This window comes from Streptomyces sp. NPDC000880 (assembly GCF_053599675.1).
The window spans coordinates 1-16,205 of record NZ_JBSFMS010000153.1; the positions used below are offsets into that span (position 1 = coordinate 1).

Sequence of the window (16,205 nt, forward strand, 5' to 3'; positions counted from 1 at the left end):
TCGAGGTCCTCACCGACCCCGAAGGGCTGGCGCATATCGAGCTGTGGGCCCTGGGCAGCTGTGCGCGGGTACCGTGTGGTGCGGGGGGATCCCCCGCCCGCCGCACGATCACGCCCCCTGCTCCAGTGCCACTATGCCCCCGATGACCACTCACGGTGACCCAGACCCGTTGCCACCGGGGAATACGCGACAGTCGATTACGCGACGTCGCCAGGTTCATGCTCCCTGTTGGTGCGCATCCGTGCATAGCACTGGCGCCGGACAGCCTCGCGCTGCCTCTGGAGTGGTGACGCCTCGTGCCTCTCCTGGCGTGGGTGGTCAGGCCGCCTGACCGAGACCCTCGCTGGTCAGGTTGTCCTCCCGGAGCTGCGTGAAATCCACATCCAGCTTCGTCTCGTACGCCTCGGGCTGGATGCCGAGCTCGTGAGTGGAGTACTCGCCGAACCGCTTGATGTGCTCGGTCAGGTACGGCGAGATGTGGGCCAGGTCCTCCGGGTCGATCTCCCAGCCCTCCTCCAGCAGCTGGCGAACGATCTCCGCGATGTCCAGGGCATGTGGAAGATCACCGCTTCTCTGAACTAGGGGTTCGTGTGCGCCGGACGAGCAGTCCTTCAAGAGGCAACGAAGTGCCGAAGCATCAGATATGGGCTGCAGATGATGCGCACGTTGGATGTGGCGAGGATGCCGACGCGCATCTGCCGGTACTCGTAGCTGGTCAGTTAGCCGCGCTCGGTGGCCACGCTCACCTCCTGGCATGGTGAGGCCCGGCCACATACGCGGCCGGGCCAGAGTTGGTGGCTGATCAGGACTCGGGGCAGAGCGTCTTGCGCAGCCCGAAGTTGATGTGACTTCCGTCGTCATCGGTCAGCGTGACGCCGTCGTAGGAGAACCGCTGCGCAGCACTGTGGTCCGGGTTCGTCGCGCCGCCATCGAGGGACGCGCACTGGTTGCGGGCCGCGTTGATGGCCTTGTCCTCGTCATGGGTGAGGTTGCCGTTGACGTCATGGATGGTCGCGAGGACGGCGTCGCGCTCGGCGCCGGTGGGCTCGGGCGGCATGCCGGCGTTCTTGGCGGCGCCGCTGTTGTCTGCGGCACTCGACGCCTCGGGTACGGTGCTCTTGATGGTGTCGGCCTTGCTGTCGCTGCTCTTGTCGCTGCTGCAGCCAACGACAGTGACGGCAAGTATGGCGACGATGGCCGAGGTGGTGGTGCGGATGCGCATGATTCCCCCCTGGAATGACACGAGTAGGAACATGGTGCGGCAGGTGGGGCGCTGGGCCTGCAGCGGTGATGGAGTTGTGACGTGATGCGGACGCGTTTGAAGCGATCCGCTTCCCGTGGCGGTCGCTGCCTCTAGGACGGATCGCCGTGCTGGTGCTCACGATGCTGCGGCCGCAGGTTCCCGTTGGGATGAACGAGGCAGTTCGCTCTTTGTCATGAGACCCAGATAGAGCTTCAAGAAGCAACGTCAAGGTTGCCCTCTTGGTTGCTGTGGCGGCCGGCAGTCTGCTTGAAGTCGGGCATTCCGAGCTCCACCACCCGGCTGGCCGCCGCATTGCCGATCTGGGCGATCTTGTCTCTGGCGCCTGCGAGACTGACCTGGAGTCCTTCGATCTCACCGAGCCATCCTTCGCATTCGGCCTCGGCAATGCGGGCGAGGAGGTTGTCGCGGATCTCGACGAGTCGGTCTCGCTGGGCGGGGTCGGGCCAGAGCATCGGTCAACGGGACATCCGTTGCCCAGTCCTGCGGCCCGATCCCGAGCAGATGCCGCGACTGGAGGAGATCCACGCGAACCTGCCCGACCGGCTCCAGGAGGCCAAGGAACAGGGCTGGCTCGGCGAGGCCGCCATCGAGGCAAGCCTCGCCGCCGCCAAGCAAAAGCTCGCCGCCATGCGCGACCTCGCGGCCCGGCACACCACCGTCCGCCTGGGCATGCCCGATTTCCGCGGCGTTGTCGCGCGCATCGACTCCGAGCAGCGAAACGAGGATGCGAAGCAGCAGTCTTGAGCACTACAACGAGGGGATGACCGTCTTCCTCTGTTCCAAGTGCGGCACCGCGATCACGCCGGAGCTGGCCGAGCTTGCCGCCGTCCCTGACGTCTCCGACGACGAGCGCGACCGGGACAAGGAGACACGCCGGGCACCTTCCACCGTTCCGCGGGGCCACTACGCGATCGATGCCGAGCCCTGGGGACCTCCCTACGTCGTGCAGGACGATCAAGAGGACCCGAAGCCGGCTCAGTCGCGCGGACCTGTGGTCTGCCGCGAAGAAGGCTTCGTCATCTCGGCCGGCACGCGACACACAGTGCTGTTGCATCCCGACGACGCCGCCGGCCTCCAGCCCCTGCCCAACTGGGAGAACAGCAATGGGTGCTGCGGACCGACACGCGACGAGGGGCTCAACCGGGCCTGCTCCTGCGGCGCTCCGGTCGCGACCCTCACGGCCGACTGCTTCGGGCCCTACGAACTGCACCTCGACCCCGTCCGGACCTACGCGTTCTCCCAGTGAGACCGCGAAGCGCGCGTGGACGACGCGCTCGACACGCCCGACGGAGCGTGTCCACCCAACTTCTTGACGACTACTTTCCGTCGTGAACTTCAGCTCGCAGGCGGACCTGTCGCTGAGCTGGGCTAGTTCGGATAAGATCAACTAGGGTCGCTGGGACTGGTGTTGAACGCCGTGGTGCTCTGGACCACGAAGTACATCGACGCCGCGGTCGCCCAGCTGCGCGCCGAGGGCCACGAGATCAGCGATGAGGATGTCGCCCGCCTCTCTCCACTGAAGTTCAAGAACCTCAACGTCCTGGGCCGCTACAGCTTCACCCCCTCCACCCCGCGCCAGGGCCTGCGCCCGCTGCGTGACCCGGACACCCCGAGCTGGACGAAGACGACGACGCCCTGGACTGAGGCCGCACCCACCGCTACCGCCTCAACCGCGGCGGCGACCGGGCCGCCAACAACGCCCTGCACACCATGGGCTGAACAAGAAGGACATCATGCGCTGCCTCAAGCGATTCGTCGCCCGCGAGACATCCGATGCGGAAGATCTGTCAAGCGGCCTCGGCGAGTTGAGTGTCTGAGGTGGCGGGGAAGGCGACTGATTCGCTCTAGCAGACGCGGTGGATCAGGCAGTGGTGGAGGCAGCCGAGCATGCGGTTGAAGAGGTTGGAGCGCGGCTTGGAGGCGGTCGGCCTCGGCATCGAGGGTGGTTTTGCGGCCGGCCTTCTTAAGCAGGGCCCGCAGCTGGGGGCGGGTGAGCCGTGCGGCCTGGTCGGGGGTGGGGGCGGCGGCCAGCAGGGCCCGGGCGATGGGGTGGCACACGCCTTCGCGGCGGATGCCGACGGCGGCGAGGAAACCGGGGAAGTACGCGTGCAGGTGTGCGGTGAGCTTGTTGGCGGCCTGGGTGCGGTCCCACACCGCGTCCTGCTGGGCGCGGGCGAGGACCGCGACGGCCTGGGCGAGCTCGGAGTCGGCCGGCAGCGTGCGGTGGGCGGCGGCGTCCGTGCGCAGGATGTTCGCCAGCACCATGGCGTCGAGGTGGTCGGACTTCTTGCGGGAGAGCGCGTGGCGGTCGCGGTAGCGGGCGGCGGCCATGGGGTTGATCGCGTAGACGGGGCGGCCGGTCGCGCGCAGGCAGGCGACCAGCAGGCCGCGGGAGGTCTCGATGGCCACCGGGATCGGGGACTCGGCGGTGTCGCCGTGCTCGGCCAGGAGCTTCAGCAACTCGGCGAGCCCCTCAGCGGAGTCGTCGATCCGTGTCTTGGCCCGTAACGATCCGGCGTCGTCGACTATGACGGCGTCGTGGTGGTCGCTGGCCCAGTCGATGCCGCAGAACAGATTCACGGCAGAGCACATCCTCTCGGTCGAGTCGCGTATCGTGGCCGGTCGCAGCCGTGCGGGGCACGCGTCGCCCTAATGGCAGGGCTCGATGGCCCGTCATCCGATTAGCCGTTCGTGACCCCAGCGACCCGCACGGTCCTCGGTCTTGGCAAGAGCTCGGCAGCTCCCGAACACGGAAGAGGTGCTCCCTGCGGGCGGCTCGGACCACAAACGTCAACGGTCCGATCATGTGATCGGTCACGGTGCCGAGCGGGTGCGCCGGCACCCGCCGGTCTTCTTTGAGGGCTTGCGCCCGGGTGCCCGGAAGTCGTCGCGCCGGCGTCCGGCACCGTGGCCGGGAGGGCGGGAGCAGACGACGATACGGAGGACCGGATCTCATCTCAGGGGTCCAGCCCCGGGTCTACGGTGCGGTTCCTCCAGTACCGTCCTCTGCTGTCCCAACCTCGAAGCGCGACTCGCTCTGCAGCCCAGGTCCCGCGGGCCGGTTGCGGGGAGCGGGTCTCGCTTCATTGCCCATTAGGTCTACGGCGGCAACCCGAAACTGCGGACAGCTCTGGAGGAACGCGGCATCGGTTATGTCCTCGCCGTGGCCTGCTCGGCCGAAATGACCACCGGTGCGGGCACGTTCCGCGCCGACGCCCTGGCCCAGAAGGTGCCGAAGCGGGCCTGGCAGCAGCTCTCGGCCGGACGCGGCGCAAAGGGGCACCGCTTCTACGACTGGGCCGTCGTCGACCTGGCCGAGCCGGCCCCGGGCCGCCGCCAGCTCCTGATCCGACGCAACCGCACCACCGGCGAACTCGCCTACTACCGCTGCCATTCCCATCGAACCCACGCCCCTGGCCACCCTGGTCCGCGTCGCCGGTTCTCGGTGGCGGGTGGAAGAGACCTTCCAGGCCGAGAAGGGGCTGGCTGGACTCGACGAGCACCAGGTCCGCCGCTACTGCCCCTGGACCCGCTGGGTCACCCTCGCGATGCTCGCCCACGCCTTCCTCGCGGTCTTCCGCGCATACGAACACGCCCAAAACCCCGCCCCGGACGGGCTCATCCCGCTGTCCTGCAACGAGATCCAGCGCCTCTTCATCACGGTCGCCGTCCAACCCCTCCACGACATGGCCCACCGGCTCGGCTGGTCCGACTGGCGCCGCCGCCATCAGCAGCGATCACGCGCCAGTCATTACCGACGACAAGCCGCAACTCGGACATGAAGATCACGACGTTGAGGCGGCCACATTGCCGACCTGGCCCCGCAGGATGCGTTCGAACCAGTCCGCAGTCAGTTCCGCGCATCGACCAGGTGAACCGGCCACGTGGAGCGTCCCCGCCACAGACCCCTGGAGGGGAATGTACATCTGGTCGTGGAGTTCGGTGCCGAGCACGCCCTGCCCGTCGAAGAACGCACCGAAGACGTGGGAAATGACATTGGTTCCAGGCATCACTGCATAGAGCAGGGCCAGCAGATGCGCGAATCCGGTCTCCTCGGGGCGCAGGATGAGGGTGTCGTCGGGGTCGCACGGCCAGGTGACGGCCCGCTGGCGTAGTACGGACACGAACCTGCGCCATGCGCCATCCAGCGTCTCGAATGCGTCCTCGTCGGCTTCGCCGACTGAGAACCAGGGCACGTACACACGGCGGTCCATGGCCTGCACCGTAGCTGACAGGTGACGGATCAAGGCGACGCTACCCAGGCCACGATGGAGATCACGATCTACAGCTGGAGTATTAGCCAAACCGGCGTTTCCAGAGACGATTACTTCGCCAACATCCGCTCCCGAGCACAACCACGGACCTAAGCGACAGGGAAAGCGCGTCGCCCCTACCGACCCGAAATTCGCCGCGCGCGTTCTCCGTTCGCGAACTGTGTCGTCCGTCTCTGGACTCTTCCACAGATCCGTCTGGTGTTCCGTACTCCCCGGAGAATAGCCGCACTTGCCCAATGAGCCGATAGCAACTATCGCCAACGCCGAACCGCATCACGAGAAGGAGGCCGCAGCGTACCCTGCAGATCCTCGCCATCATGTCGTCTCACCTCACAACCAAGCGCCTCTCCTGACCAACTCCTGGTATTCAACCAGTGACCTCGCCGCTTGCTTGAGAGTGGACGCCTCAACCCTGCGCCGCTGGCGCACCGCTCAGCCTCCTCAGGGGCCGCCTTTCGTCGCAATCTCGGAACGCGTCGTCATGTACAGCGCCCTCGACGTCGAGGAATGGCTGCGCCGCCAACGTACCGTCCCGGCCAAGGGGCCCAATGGCCGATAAGACCAACGTTCCTGTCGGTGTCCGGCTCTCCACCGACATCGAGTACCGTCCTGATCGCCCCACCCGGTATCGGGCACGCGTCCGGTGGACCGATCCAACCAGCAAGCGCCGCCAGTCACTGTCCGAGGGAAAAGACAGCGAAGAAGAAGCCCAGGAATGGCTCCAGGCCATCATCGAGGCCGCACAAGCCGGCCTGACCCCGTCGCTGGCCACCATGAAGCTCGCCGAATACGGCGAAGCGAACATGGACCTCGCCCTGCGCGGCCTGGAGTTGAAAACGCTGGACCCCTACCTGTCGGGGTGGCGGATGCGTGTTGTCCCCGCCCTGAGCCACCTCGCGGTGCGGATGATTACCAATGGCGTCGTCGACCGCACCGTGCAGAACTGGATCGCCGACGAGCACAGCCGCTCGACGGTGAAGAACACCATCGCCGTCCTGGTCCGCGTCATGGAGCAGGCAGTCCGTGACGGCATCATCAAAGTCAACCCCGCCCGGGTGACCGGCTGGCAGAAACTCTACAAGCAGGCCGAGGACGAACTCCTCGACCCACGCGCGCTGGCCCTGCCCGACTGGGAGACCCTCGTCGCACTGGCCGACGCGCTCGTGGCCGCCTCCCACGACCAGTACCGCGGCTGGGGAGACGTGGTCATCTTCGCCGCGCGCACCGCCGCACGAATCGGCGAGGTCTCAGGCTGCCGCGTCGGAGACATCGACACCACCCAGTGGATCTGGACCTTGCGGCGTCAGACCACACCCGCGCCCGGCGGGCTGACCGACAAGGGCACCAAGGGCAAGCGGGCCCGCAAGGTTCCCATCGTCGAGGAGATCCGCCCCCTCATCGCCCAGCGCATCCTGTCCGCCGGCCCCAATCCCGACGCCCGCCTGTTCACCGGCCCGCGCGGCGGACGCATCTCCACCGCCGTCCTGCGCGACGCCACACACTGGGACGACGTGGTCACCAAGCTCGGCTACGAGCACCTGCGCCGCCATGACCTCTGGCACACCGGACTGACCTGGTTCGCCGACGCCGGAGTCCAAGTACACGTCCTACGCAGGATCGCCGGCCACGGGTCAATGACCACCACCCAGCGCTACCTGCACCCGGACGTACACAAAATCACGGCCGCCGGGGCGGCGCTCTCCGCACACTTCAGCGTGCTGCGGGCACCGCGCTCGCTGCCGAGCCCGATCGTCGTGACCCGCTGACCTCGGTCAAGGACGCCGGTCCCCAACTGGTCCCCAAAAATGATCAAGGGCCGGTTCGGATACCTCCGAAACCGGCCCTGACCTGCGACTGTCTCCAGTCGGGACGACAGGATTTGAACCTGCGACCCCTTGACCCCCAGTCAAGTGCGCTACCAAGCTGCGCCACGTCCCGATGCGCCGTTTCCCCGGGTTTCCCCGCCGAGGGCGCAAGAGAACATTACCCCACTCCCCCGGGGCCGCCGAACGTCCGGCCTGCGGTCATGTGCTCATGCCACCGTCGATGACCAGGTCGTGGCGGCGACACAGGACGACTCGGGGAGGCGCTGACCGAGCTGCATCCGGGGATCGGCGCGTACGGCGCGAAGACGAAGCGCGGCGCGCGGCTCTCCCCGCCGCGGACGGTCGCGCTCGCCGACGATCCGGCCGGGCGCCCCGGCCGGTGTCGCTCCATCCGACCGACAATCGAGTAGTCCCGCCCAGCCCGTTCGGGCCGTCCACCGTGCCCGGGGGACAATCGAGGCGTGGACAAAGCATCAGGCAGCAGGGACCGCGACGCCGAAGGGCGCGCACGCAACGCACGCCCTCGTGACGGGCTGGGACGCCCCCTTCCCTACGGAAGTCCGGGAGTGGAGCGGCAGGCCGAGGGGGTGGTGCGCGCGCCGGGTCAGACGCTGGCCGAGGCTCAGCGACTGCTCGACGCGGGCATGCCCTTCCACGCCCACGAGGTCTTCGAGGACGCGTGGAAGTCCGGGCCCGCGGCGGAGCGTGAGCTGTGGCGCGGGCTCGCGCAGCTGGCGGTGGGGCTCACGCACGCCGCCCGCGGCAACAGGGCGGGCGGCGCGCGGCTGCTGCTCCGTGGCGCGGAGCGGATCTCCGGGTACCGGGATCCGCACGCCATCGATGTGGCCGGTCTGACGGCCTGGGCACGGGATCTCGCGGCCCGGCTCGAAGGCCCGGTGGAAACGGCGGTGGACGCGGGCGCCGAGGCTCCCCGGCTGACCTCAGCCCCGTAGCAGCACGACCTCGAGGGTGCGGGGGCCGTGCACGCCCTCGACCCGGTCGAGCTCGATGTCGCTGGTGGCGGAAGGGCCGGAGATCCAGGTCAGCGGGCGGGTCGGGTCGAGTCGGGGCATCGCCTGCGGTACGGACGCGACAACCTGGTCCGGGGCCCGTACGACGCAGATGTGCAGATCCGGGACGAGGGTGAGCGCCCGGCGCCCCTGTCCCGGGCCCCCGTCGAGGACGATCGTGCCCGTCTCGGCGATCGCGAGGGCGCAGCCGGTCACCACGGCGTCGACACCGTCGAGTTCGTACGGAGTGAGGGGGCCGTCGTCGGTGCGCTGACCGGCGTCGCAGGCGGCGAGCCAGGCGGCGGGCAGCCCGTCCGGCACGGCGACCGACCGCGTGCCGTGCTCAGCGAGCAACCGTGCGACCAGAGCGGGCAGTTCGGCCTCGCTCGCGCGGTGCACGATCGCCCGGTAGTCGGCGAGGTTCTCGTGCAGCAGGTCGAGAATCGCGGCGGAGTCGTCGAGGGTGTGGCTGTCCAGGTAGTCGCGGGCGACCTCGGGGGCGTCGGGCGCGTCGGCGACGGCGGCGCGGATCCGGGCGAGGATGCGGTCGCGGGAGCCGGTTTCGGTGCTCATGTGCGGTTCTTCTTCCACCAGTCACGGAAGGATTGGGCGGGCAGTTCGGGCAGTTCACGGTCGGCGGTCCAGGCCCCGGCGCCCGGCGGCTTCCTCGGATGCAGCCTGCGGGTCTTGGATGCTGTCTTCTCTCCGACGGCCAGCGCGGCCGGATGGTTGAGGATCCAGCCCGCCGCTTTGATCGCGGCCTTCTCAAGACGGTGGCCCTTACCGCCCTGGTCAGCGACCTTCTCGCGGAGGTGGACGAGGACTTCGGGGATGTCGATGGCGACCGGGCACGCCTCGTAACAGGCTCCGCACAGGGAGGAGGCGTACGGCAGGGAGGCGTCGATCTCGCTCTGGATGCCGCGCAGTTGGGGGCTGAGGATGGCGCCGATCGGACCGGGGTAGACGGAGCCGTACGCATGCCCGCCGGCCCGTTCGTACACCGGGCAGACATTGAGGCAGGCGGAGCAGCGGATGCAGCGCAGCGCCTGGCGCCCGACCTCGTCGGCCAGCGTGTCGGTCCTGCCGTTGTCGAGCAGGACGAGGTGGAAGGTCCGCGGTCCGTCGGCGTCGGCGGTGCCGGTCCACATCGAGGTGTACGGGTTCATGCGCTCGGCGGTCGAGGAGCGCGGCAGCGTCTGCAGGAAGACCTCCAGATCGCGCCAGGTGGGGATCGTTTTCTCGATACCGACGACGGAGATCAGGGTCTCGGGGAGGGTCAGGCACATCCGGCCGTTGCCCTCGGACTCGAAGACAGCGAGGGTGCCGGTCTCGGCGACCATGAAGTTGGCGCCGGAGATACCGACCTTGGCCCGCAGGAACTTCTCGCGGAGGTGGAGGCGGGCCGCCTCGGCGAGTTCGGCAGGGGTGTCGGAGAGCCCGTCGGGTGCGGGCCGTCCCCAACTCTCCATCTTCTGCTCGAAGATGTCGCGGATCTCGCCGCGGTTGCGGTGGATGGCGGGGACCAGGATGTGGCTCGGCCGGTCATCCCCCAATTGCACGATCAGTTCGGCGAGATCGGTTTCGTACGCCGAGATGCCCTCGGCCTCCAGGGCTTCGTTGAGGCCGATCTCCTGGGTGGCCATCGACTTGACCTTGACGACCTCGCTCTCGCCGGTCGCCTTCACCAGATCGGTGACGATCCGATTGGCCTCCTCGGCGTCTGCCGCCCAGTGGACGGTGCCGCCTGCCGCCGTGACCGCCGACTCCAGCTGCTCGAGATAGCGGTCGAGATGGCGGAGCGTATGGTCCTTGATCTGCTTTCCGGCCTCGCGCAGCAGCGCCCAGTCGTCGAGTTCCGCGACGGCCTTGGCACGCTTGTCACGGATGGTGTGGGTGGCGTGCCGCAGATTGGCGCGCAGCGTGACATTGTGCACGGCGTCCTTGGCGGCCTTCGGGAAGGACGGCATGCCGAGATACGTACCGCTCACAGCAGGGGCTCCTCTTCGGTGCTCGCGAGGATGTCGGCGATGTGCAGGGCGCGCTGCGGGGCGTCCTGGCGGCGCAGGATGCCGCCGATGTGCATCAGGCAGGAGTTGTCGGCGCCGCACAGCACATCGGCTCCGGTGGAGACGGCGTTGCGGACCTTGTCCTGGCCCATGGCGACGGAGACGTCGGAGTTCTTGACGGCAAAGGTGCCGCCGAAGCCGCAGCATTCGTCGGCTCCGGGCAGTTCGCGCAGCTCCAGCCCCTTCACCGCCTCCAGGAGCCTGCGCGGCCGCTCGCCCAGCCCCAGCATGCGCAGGCCGTGGCAGGAGGGGTGGTAGGTGACGGTGTGCGGGAAGTACGCGCCGACGTCGGTGACGCCCAGGACGTCGACAAGGAACTCGGTGAGTTCGTACGTACGGGCCGGGAGCGCGGTCTCCCCGAACTTCGGGTAGTGCTCGCGGACCATCGCCGCGCACGATCCGGACGGGGTCACGACGTACTCGTACCCCTCGAAGGCCCGCGCCGTGCGGCGGACCAGGGGCTCGGTCTCACGCCGGTAGCCGGTGTTGAACTGCGGCTGTCCGCAACAGGTCTGCGCGGCGGGGAAGTCCACCGCCACCCCGAGCCGCTCGAGGAGTTTCACGGTGGCAATGCCCGTGGCCGGATACACCGCGTCGTTGACGCAGGTGACGAAGAGTGCGACACGCATGGTCGGAGGATATGCCGCAAACGGCGGCCCCGGTAGGTCCCGCGATCATCCGGATGGGGCAGACTCGTCAGCGTGAGAAGGATCTATGTGATCGGCATCGGGGCGGGCGACCCCGACCAGCTGACCCTGCAGGCGGTCAAGGCGCTGAACAAGGCGGATGTGTTCTTCATCCTCGACAAGGGCGAGGAGAAGTCGGATCTGACGCAGCTTCGCCGGGACATTCTCGACGCACATGTAGCGGACCCTTCGTACCGTCTGGTCGTGGCGAGTGATCCGGAGCGGGACCGGAAAACATCGGACTACTCCCCGGCGGTCGACGACTGGCGCCGGCGCCGGGCCGACCTTTGCGAGCGGTTCATCGCCGAGGAACTGGGCGATGACGACTGCGGGGCGTTCCTGGTGTGGGGCGATCCGGCGCTCTACGACTCCACCCTCGGCATTCTTCAGGAGATCCTCGAACGGGGCACGGTCGCCTTCAGCCATGAGGTGGTGCCCGGCATCAGCAGCGTCTCAGCGCTGCTGGCCAAGCACCGCACCGGGCTGAACCGGGTGGGCCGTCCGGTCCAGATCACCACAGGCCGGCGGCTCGCCGACGGCTGGCCGGAGGGCGTGGACGACGTGGTCGTGATGCTCGACGCACGGCAGGCGTTCACCCGCCACCTCGACCAGGATCTGTTCATCTACTGGGGTGCGTATGTGGGCACCGAGGACGAGATCCTGGTGTCGGGGCGGCTTTCGGAGGTGTCCGACCACATCGAGGAGCTGCGTGCCCAGGCGCGCGCCCGCAAGGGCTGGATCATGGACACCTATCTGCTGCGGCGGGGCTGAGGCTTCACGGCCTGGAGCTTCACGGCCTGAGGGCTACTACGCCCACAGGTCGCGTACGTGCCCGAGATGGCGGCTCATCTCCTCCCGTACCGCCTGCTCGGCCCTGGCCGACAGCGCGTCCAGCAGTTCGTGGTGTTCCTCGGCGGAGTCCTCCAGCAGGCCCCGTTCGACCAGCGCCGTCAGTCCGCACAGCCGGGAGCGTTTACGCAGGTCGCCGACCACCTCGACCAGATGCCCGTTGTGCGGCCGGCGACGGCGGGCAGCTGCGGGGTCGTGGGGCGGTTCACAGCAGGAACCTTCTGGGGAAGGGGGGGTGGGGTCGAGCAGATACTGCGCGGTGCCGGTGATCCACGCCCATGTGCGACATCCCGTGAGTTCTCCTGAGGCCCGTCGAGTCCCTGCCCCTGTGACCAGGGGGTTCTTCCTTCGATCCGGCGGCCGTCGACCTGGCCCTGGCTCGCCGGGCGACTGGAAGGACTCGCGTCCGGCATCCGAGTGGAGGCCGAGCGCTGGACCCGGGTCCTGCGCGACGGCGGCCCCGCAGGCTGCCCCGGCAGCAAGGCACGGTCTGGCTCTACCTCAACCGGGTCCGACCGGCCATGCTGGAGTGGTCCAACCGCTATGACCACCTGCGGGAAGTGACCCGCGACGATGTGCTCGCCTATATCAAGATGCTGCACGGCCACCAGCGTCATGACCAACTCGTCGCCCTGCGCTCGCTGTTCACCTGGGCCAAGCGGTCTGGTCTGATCTTCCGCAACCCCACCAGCCGGATCAAGGTCGGTCAGTACCAGTACGGCGTGCTGCAACCGCTCGTCCCCGACCAAGTCGACCGGTCCGTCGCGGCGTGCCACCACCCCAGCAGCACGACTCATCGTCGCCCTCGCCGCGGTGCACGCCGCCAGAGTCACCCAGATCGGCACCCTCACGCTCGACGACCTCGACCTCGGCAACCGACGGCTGACCATCGCCGGACGAGTCCGCCCGCTCGACGACCTCACCCTGAAACTGCTACTGGACTGGCTGGAGCACCGGCGAAACCGGCGGCCGAACACCGCGAACCTCCACCATGGCCGTCCACCCCTCCCTGGCCACGGCGTCGCTGACGCCCGCCGTGCCGCTGTCGGTGAACGAGCGGCTGCGGCTGCGGCTGCACGAGATGCTGGGCCGCTACATCTCCGGCCTGCCCACCCCGGTGGGCGGCGTGGCCGGGGTGCCGTACGGGCCGGTGTGGCCGCTGGACACCCCCGCCCTGGCCCGCTGGCGCAGCCACTCATCGCCGCGCTTGCGGGCCGCCGGTTCAACTACCTGCACGCCCCCGCCCTGAGAAGGCCGCCGACCTGCTGACCAAGGAGCACGAGACCGGATGAACGCCGCCGCAATCCTGCCCAGCCGCAACGAGCCGGCCACCATCGCCGCCGTCACCGCCACCGTCGATGCGGCCTCGGCGACCCGGGCGCCTTGGGCCCGTCGATCCGTACGGAGGCTACGGGCCCGCCCCCCACCGGCCACGGCGGAGGCCGTCGCGCTCATCTCCGAGCTGTACGCGGAGAGGTGGGCCGCTCCGAAGAACGGCGGCGCAGCCCGATCGCGGTGACGGCCGTGGCGGCCCGTCAGGTGCGGCTCGGTGCCGGCTCCGGCTCGGATAGATGTGCTGCCGCGCGGCGGGGGAGCAGCAGCGGGGTCGCCAGCAGGAGCACGCCGGCAAGGCCGATGGCCGTACGCGGGCCGAGCAGGCTGCCCAGCACGCCCCAGACGGCCGTCAGGAGTGCGGTCGAGGCCTTGGTCGTCACCGCCCAGGCGGTCAGCGTGCGGGTGACCCGGTCGGTCGCGGTGCGCTGGAGGCGGTAGGTGGTGTAGACGGGGTTGAAGACCCCGCAGCTGAAGATGAGCCCGAGCTCGACGCCCATCACCAGGAGCAGTCCGCCGGTCCCCGGGCCCAGGAAGGCCAGGCCGATGGGCCAGATCGCGCGCAGCGTCCCGGCCACGACCAGGACCTGGTGCTGCCCGAACCGGGTGACGAGCGGTCGGGCCAGCAGCGAACCGAGCAGCCCGCCGATCGAGGGCGCGGCGAAGGCGAGGCCGTACTGCCATGGTGCGAACCCGAGTTGGCCGAGCATCAGGACGGCCAGCAGCGGCGAGGCGGCCATCACCAGGCCGTTGAACAAGGCGGTGTTGAAGAACAGCGGACGCAACGTCGCGTCGGCGAGAATGTACCGCCAGCCGTCGAGCAGGTCCCCGGCCCGCATGCGCGCGGCCTCCCGGCGCTCGGGCCGCGGCTCGTGCCCGCCCGTCGCGCGGACGCCCAGGGCCGAGAGCAGGTAGCTGACCGCGTCGGCGACCACCGTTGCCACCGGGCCGAGGAGCCCGATCGCGGCGCCGCCCAGCGGCGGTCCGATGATCGTGGTCGTCCAGGCCGTGGACTCGAACCGGGCGTTGGCGACGAGCAGGTCCTCGGCGGGCAGCAGCGTCTTCAGGTACGCGCCGGAGGCGGCGCGGAAGGTGATGTCGGCCGCCGCGACGACGATCGAGACCAGCAGGAGCTGAAGGAAGGTGAGCGCACCGAGCGCGAACGCGGCGGGGATCGTCAGCAGCGCCGCGAACCGCACCAGGTCCATCGTGATCAGCACCGGCCGCTTGCGGCGGAACTCCACCCACGGGCCGAGCGGCACCGCGACGGCCGCGCCCACCGCGGCCCCCACGGAGTAGAGCGCGGCGACCTCGGCCGGTCCGGCGTGCAGCACCTGGATGGCGATCAGCGGGAACGCGCCGAAGGCGAGCCACGTGCCGAGCGCGCTGGTTCCGTACGCGCCCCAGAGCCACCCGAACCGCCGCCCCAGCCGGTGTCCCAGCCGGTGCCCGCTCCTCATGCCCGACGCCCCCTCGCCACTCACCCGCACAACCGATCCGCGATCGGAAACATCAAAGCGAGCACCACACCCGGGGATCAAACAACCGCAGGACCGCCTGGCCACAACCAACGGTTGTGCCCATAGGGTGTCGACATGGACCTCGACACCGTCCGGACCTTCGTCGCCGCCGCCGACGCGGGGCAGTTCCAGGAGGCCGCCGCCGAGCTGGCGGTCACCCAGCAGGCCGTCTCTAAGCGCATCGCCGCGCTGGAGCGCAACCTCGGCGTGCGGCTGTTCACCCGCACCGCGCGCGGCGCCGAGCTCACCATCGACGGGCAGGCGTTCCTGCCCCACGCGCGCGAGCTGCTGCGCATCGCCGAGCGTGCGGTCGCGTCCGTGCGCACCGGCCGTCGTCCGCTGCGCGTCGACGTGATCGCCTCGCGCGTCGCGCCGTCGGGCCTGATGCGCGGCTTCCACCGCGCGCACCCCGAGATCGAGCTCGACGTGGTGATGCTGTTCGACATCGAGAAAGCCGTCGCCGCCATTCGGTCCGGTGCGATCGACGCGTCCTTCCGCGCCGTCGCCGTGCCCGGCCGGCCCCTTCCCGAGGACATCGAGTCCGTCCGGGTGCTCGACGAACCGCTCCAGCTCCTCACCGGACCCGCCCACGCGCTGGCGGGCGCCCGGTCGGTGACCGTCGCTCAGCTCGCCGGGCACCGGATCTGGATGCCCGGCATCGTCCCCGGTACCGAGTGGGCCGCCTACTACGACGACCTCGTCGCCGAGTTCGGCCTCACCATCGAGGCGACCGGCCCCAACTTCGGCTCCGACGCGCTCCTCGACACCATCGCCGACACCCCGGCCCTGGCCACCTTCATGGGCGGGCAGACCCGCCTCGTCTGGCCCGCCGGCCACGGCCTGCGCCGCATCCCGGTGACCGACCCGACGCCCGTCTACCCGCACTCGCTCCTCTGGCACCGCGACAACCCCCACCCAGCGCTGGCCACCCTCCGCGCCCACCTCGCCGCCACACCGGCCGGCCACGATGCCGCCGGGACCTGGGCGCCGGGCTGGGTGATTCCGCGCTGAAGCCGCCGCGTCTTCGATCATCGTGGTCGGATCGACGGACGGTGACCCGGGGGCAGACGTGGCCATCGGCACACTCCGGCTCTCCCCCTCCATGTGCCTCATATGCCTTGACGGTGATCAAGGCTGTGAACTGCCGATTCAGCTCAGGAACCCCAGATAACTGACGCCTGGTCTGCTTGTCGGTGGAGTGCCGCAGATGCAGATGGTCCGTCATGTATTGACCCCTCTCAGCTCGTCCGGCTGGGCGCCCGGTCGCGGCCATAAGGGGGCTAAGAACTCCTAACAGAATGCTGCAACTCACCTTGGAATGTTGGTGTCTGATGGGTTGTTAGCCTGCACATGAGAAGGGGTGAACAGCCGCCGTGGA

17 protein-coding genes, 1 tRNA gene and 4 pseudogenes are annotated in these 16,205 nt (G+C 69.0%); 11 read left to right on the plus strand and 11 right to left on the minus strand.

Translation table 11 applies throughout. From position 1 onward, the window contains the following. Positions 1–318 precede the first annotated feature (318 nt). From ACWDO5_RS31720 to ACWDO5_RS31730, 3 genes are all read right to left on the minus strand, one after another. Complete coding sequence (locus ACWDO5_RS31720) at positions 319–615, minus strand: Tn3 family transposase (protein ID WP_450533937.1); 297 nt, start codon at positions 613–615, stop codon at positions 319–321. A 187-nt stretch (positions 616–802) separates the two neighbouring features. After that, on the minus strand, positions 803–1,222 hold the full coding sequence (locus ACWDO5_RS31725; RefSeq protein ID WP_450533938.1) for a hypothetical protein: 420 nt from the start codon (positions 1,220–1,222) through the stop codon (positions 803–805). Between the two features lie 233 nt (positions 1,223–1,455). Further along, positions 1,456–1,716: a hypothetical protein gene (locus tag ACWDO5_RS31730; protein WP_450533940.1), complete on the minus strand. Its 261-nt coding sequence runs from the start codon at positions 1,714–1,716 to the stop codon at positions 1,456–1,458. A gap of 49 nt (positions 1,717–1,765) precedes the next feature. Here ACWDO5_RS31730 and ACWDO5_RS31735 point away from each other — a divergent pair, with 49 nt between their 5' ends. The 3 genes and pseudogenes from ACWDO5_RS31735 to ACWDO5_RS31745 form a co-directional block, all read left to right on the plus strand. Further along, on the plus strand, positions 1,766–2,008 hold the full coding sequence (locus ACWDO5_RS31735) for a hypothetical protein (protein ID WP_450533941.1): 243 nt from the start codon (positions 1,766–1,768) through the stop codon (positions 2,006–2,008). Then, on the plus strand, positions 1,989–2,510 hold the full coding sequence (locus ACWDO5_RS31740; RefSeq protein ID WP_450533943.1) for a hypothetical protein: 522 nt from the start codon (positions 1,989–1,991) through the stop codon (positions 2,508–2,510). Before ACWDO5_RS31735 ends, ACWDO5_RS31740 begins: the two co-directional genes overlap by 20 nt. A 135-nt stretch (positions 2,511–2,645) precedes the next feature. Beyond that, positions 2,646–2,908, plus strand: a pseudogene (locus tag ACWDO5_RS31745) (Tn3 family transposase); the annotation flags it as partial. Between the two features lie 258 nt (positions 2,909–3,166). On the opposite strand, the pseudogene ACWDO5_RS31750 reads toward ACWDO5_RS31745, so the two are convergent. Further along, positions 3,167–3,856: pseudogene (locus tag ACWDO5_RS31750) on the minus strand (IS110 family transposase); the annotation flags it as partial. A 505-nt stretch (positions 3,857–4,361) separates the two neighbouring features. Here ACWDO5_RS31750 and ACWDO5_RS31755 point away from each other — a divergent pair. Beyond that, positions 4,362–5,046: pseudogene (locus ACWDO5_RS31755) on the plus strand (IS701 family transposase); the annotation flags it as partial. 3 nt (positions 5,047–5,049) lie between these two features. Here the strand turns inward: ACWDO5_RS31755 and ACWDO5_RS31760 are convergent. Beyond that, positions 5,050–5,478: a hypothetical protein gene (locus ACWDO5_RS31760; RefSeq protein ID WP_450533944.1), complete on the minus strand. Its 429-nt coding sequence runs from the start codon at positions 5,476–5,478 to the stop codon at positions 5,050–5,052. A gap of 289 nt (positions 5,479–5,767) precedes the next feature. Between ACWDO5_RS31760 and ACWDO5_RS31765 the strand changes: the two genes are divergently transcribed. Next, entirely contained in the window at positions 5,768–6,097 is a 330-nt protein-coding gene (locus tag ACWDO5_RS31765; protein WP_450533945.1) for a helix-turn-helix transcriptional regulator, read from the plus strand. Next, positions 6,087–7,304: a tyrosine-type recombinase/integrase gene (locus ACWDO5_RS31770; RefSeq protein WP_450533947.1), complete on the plus strand. Its 1,218-nt coding sequence runs from the start codon at positions 6,087–6,089 to the stop codon at positions 7,302–7,304. Before ACWDO5_RS31765 ends, ACWDO5_RS31770 begins: the two co-directional genes overlap by 11 nt. 98 nt (positions 7,305–7,402) lie before the next feature. On the opposite strand, the gene ACWDO5_RS31775 is transcribed toward ACWDO5_RS31770, so the two are convergent. Continuing rightward, positions 7,403–7,476 (minus strand) — tRNA-Pro (locus ACWDO5_RS31775). A gap of 349 nt (positions 7,477–7,825) precedes the next feature. Here ACWDO5_RS31775 and ACWDO5_RS31780 point away from each other — a divergent pair. Next, positions 7,826–8,317, plus strand: coding sequence for a DUF309 domain-containing protein (locus ACWDO5_RS31780; protein ID WP_450533948.1), 492 nt, complete (start codon positions 7,826–7,828; stop codon positions 8,315–8,317). Here ACWDO5_RS31780 and ACWDO5_RS31785 read toward each other — a convergent pair. Genes ACWDO5_RS31785 through ACWDO5_RS31795 form a run of 3 tightly spaced genes read right to left on the minus strand, consistent with a single transcriptional unit; the run spans position 8,306 to position 11,069 of the window. Then, complete coding sequence (locus ACWDO5_RS31785; RefSeq protein ID WP_450533949.1) at positions 8,306–8,947, minus strand: LutC/YkgG family protein; 642 nt, start codon at positions 8,945–8,947, stop codon at positions 8,306–8,308. The two genes, ACWDO5_RS31780 and ACWDO5_RS31785, sit on opposite strands and share 12 nt — an antisense overlap. Then, positions 8,944–10,362 (minus strand): LutB/LldF family L-lactate oxidation iron-sulfur protein, encoded by a 1,419-nt coding sequence (locus ACWDO5_RS31790; RefSeq protein ID WP_450533950.1) that lies wholly within the window; start codon positions 10,360–10,362, stop codon positions 8,944–8,946. The genes ACWDO5_RS31785 and ACWDO5_RS31790 overlap by 4 nt, the downstream gene beginning before the upstream one ends. Beyond that, complete coding sequence (locus ACWDO5_RS31795) at positions 10,359–11,069, minus strand: (Fe-S)-binding protein (protein ID WP_450533951.1); 711 nt, start codon at positions 11,067–11,069, stop codon at positions 10,359–10,361. Before ACWDO5_RS31795 ends, ACWDO5_RS31790 begins: the two co-directional genes overlap by 4 nt. Positions 11,070–11,141: 72 nt before the next feature. Between ACWDO5_RS31795 and cobF the strand changes: the two genes are divergently transcribed. Beyond that, positions 11,142–11,897: a precorrin-6A synthase (deacetylating) gene (gene cobF, locus ACWDO5_RS31800; protein ID WP_450533952.1), complete on the plus strand. Its 756-nt coding sequence runs from the start codon at positions 11,142–11,144 to the stop codon at positions 11,895–11,897. 36 nt (positions 11,898–11,933) lie between these two features. Here cobF and ACWDO5_RS31805 read toward each other — a convergent pair. Next, positions 11,934–12,137 (minus strand): annotated as a pseudogene (locus tag ACWDO5_RS31805) (FCD domain-containing protein); the annotation flags it as partial. An 829-nt stretch (positions 12,138–12,966) separates the two neighbouring features. Here ACWDO5_RS31805 and ACWDO5_RS31810 point away from each other — a divergent pair. Beyond that, positions 12,967–13,224: a hypothetical protein gene (locus tag ACWDO5_RS31810; protein ID WP_450533953.1), complete on the plus strand. Its 258-nt coding sequence runs from the start codon at positions 12,967–12,969 to the stop codon at positions 13,222–13,224. A gap of 39 nt (positions 13,225–13,263) precedes the next feature. Continuing rightward, the gene (locus ACWDO5_RS31815) at positions 13,264–13,494 is read left to right on the plus strand and encodes a hypothetical protein (protein ID WP_450533955.1); all 231 of its coding nucleotides are present in this window, start codon (positions 13,264–13,266) and stop codon (positions 13,492–13,494) included. Between the two features lie 16 nt (positions 13,495–13,510). Here ACWDO5_RS31815 and ACWDO5_RS31820 read toward each other — a convergent pair whose 3' ends face one another. After that, the gene (locus ACWDO5_RS31820) at positions 13,511–14,767 is read right to left on the minus strand and encodes an MFS transporter (protein ID WP_450533956.1); all 1,257 of its coding nucleotides are present in this window, start codon (positions 14,765–14,767) and stop codon (positions 13,511–13,513) included. Between the two features lie 135 nt (positions 14,768–14,902). On the opposite strand from ACWDO5_RS31820, the gene ACWDO5_RS31825 reads away from it, so the two are divergent. Continuing rightward, the gene (locus tag ACWDO5_RS31825) at positions 14,903–15,838 is read left to right on the plus strand and encodes a LysR family transcriptional regulator (RefSeq protein ID WP_450533958.1); all 936 of its coding nucleotides are present in this window, start codon (positions 14,903–14,905) and stop codon (positions 15,836–15,838) included. The last annotated feature ends 367 nt before the right edge of the window (positions 15,839–16,205 follow it).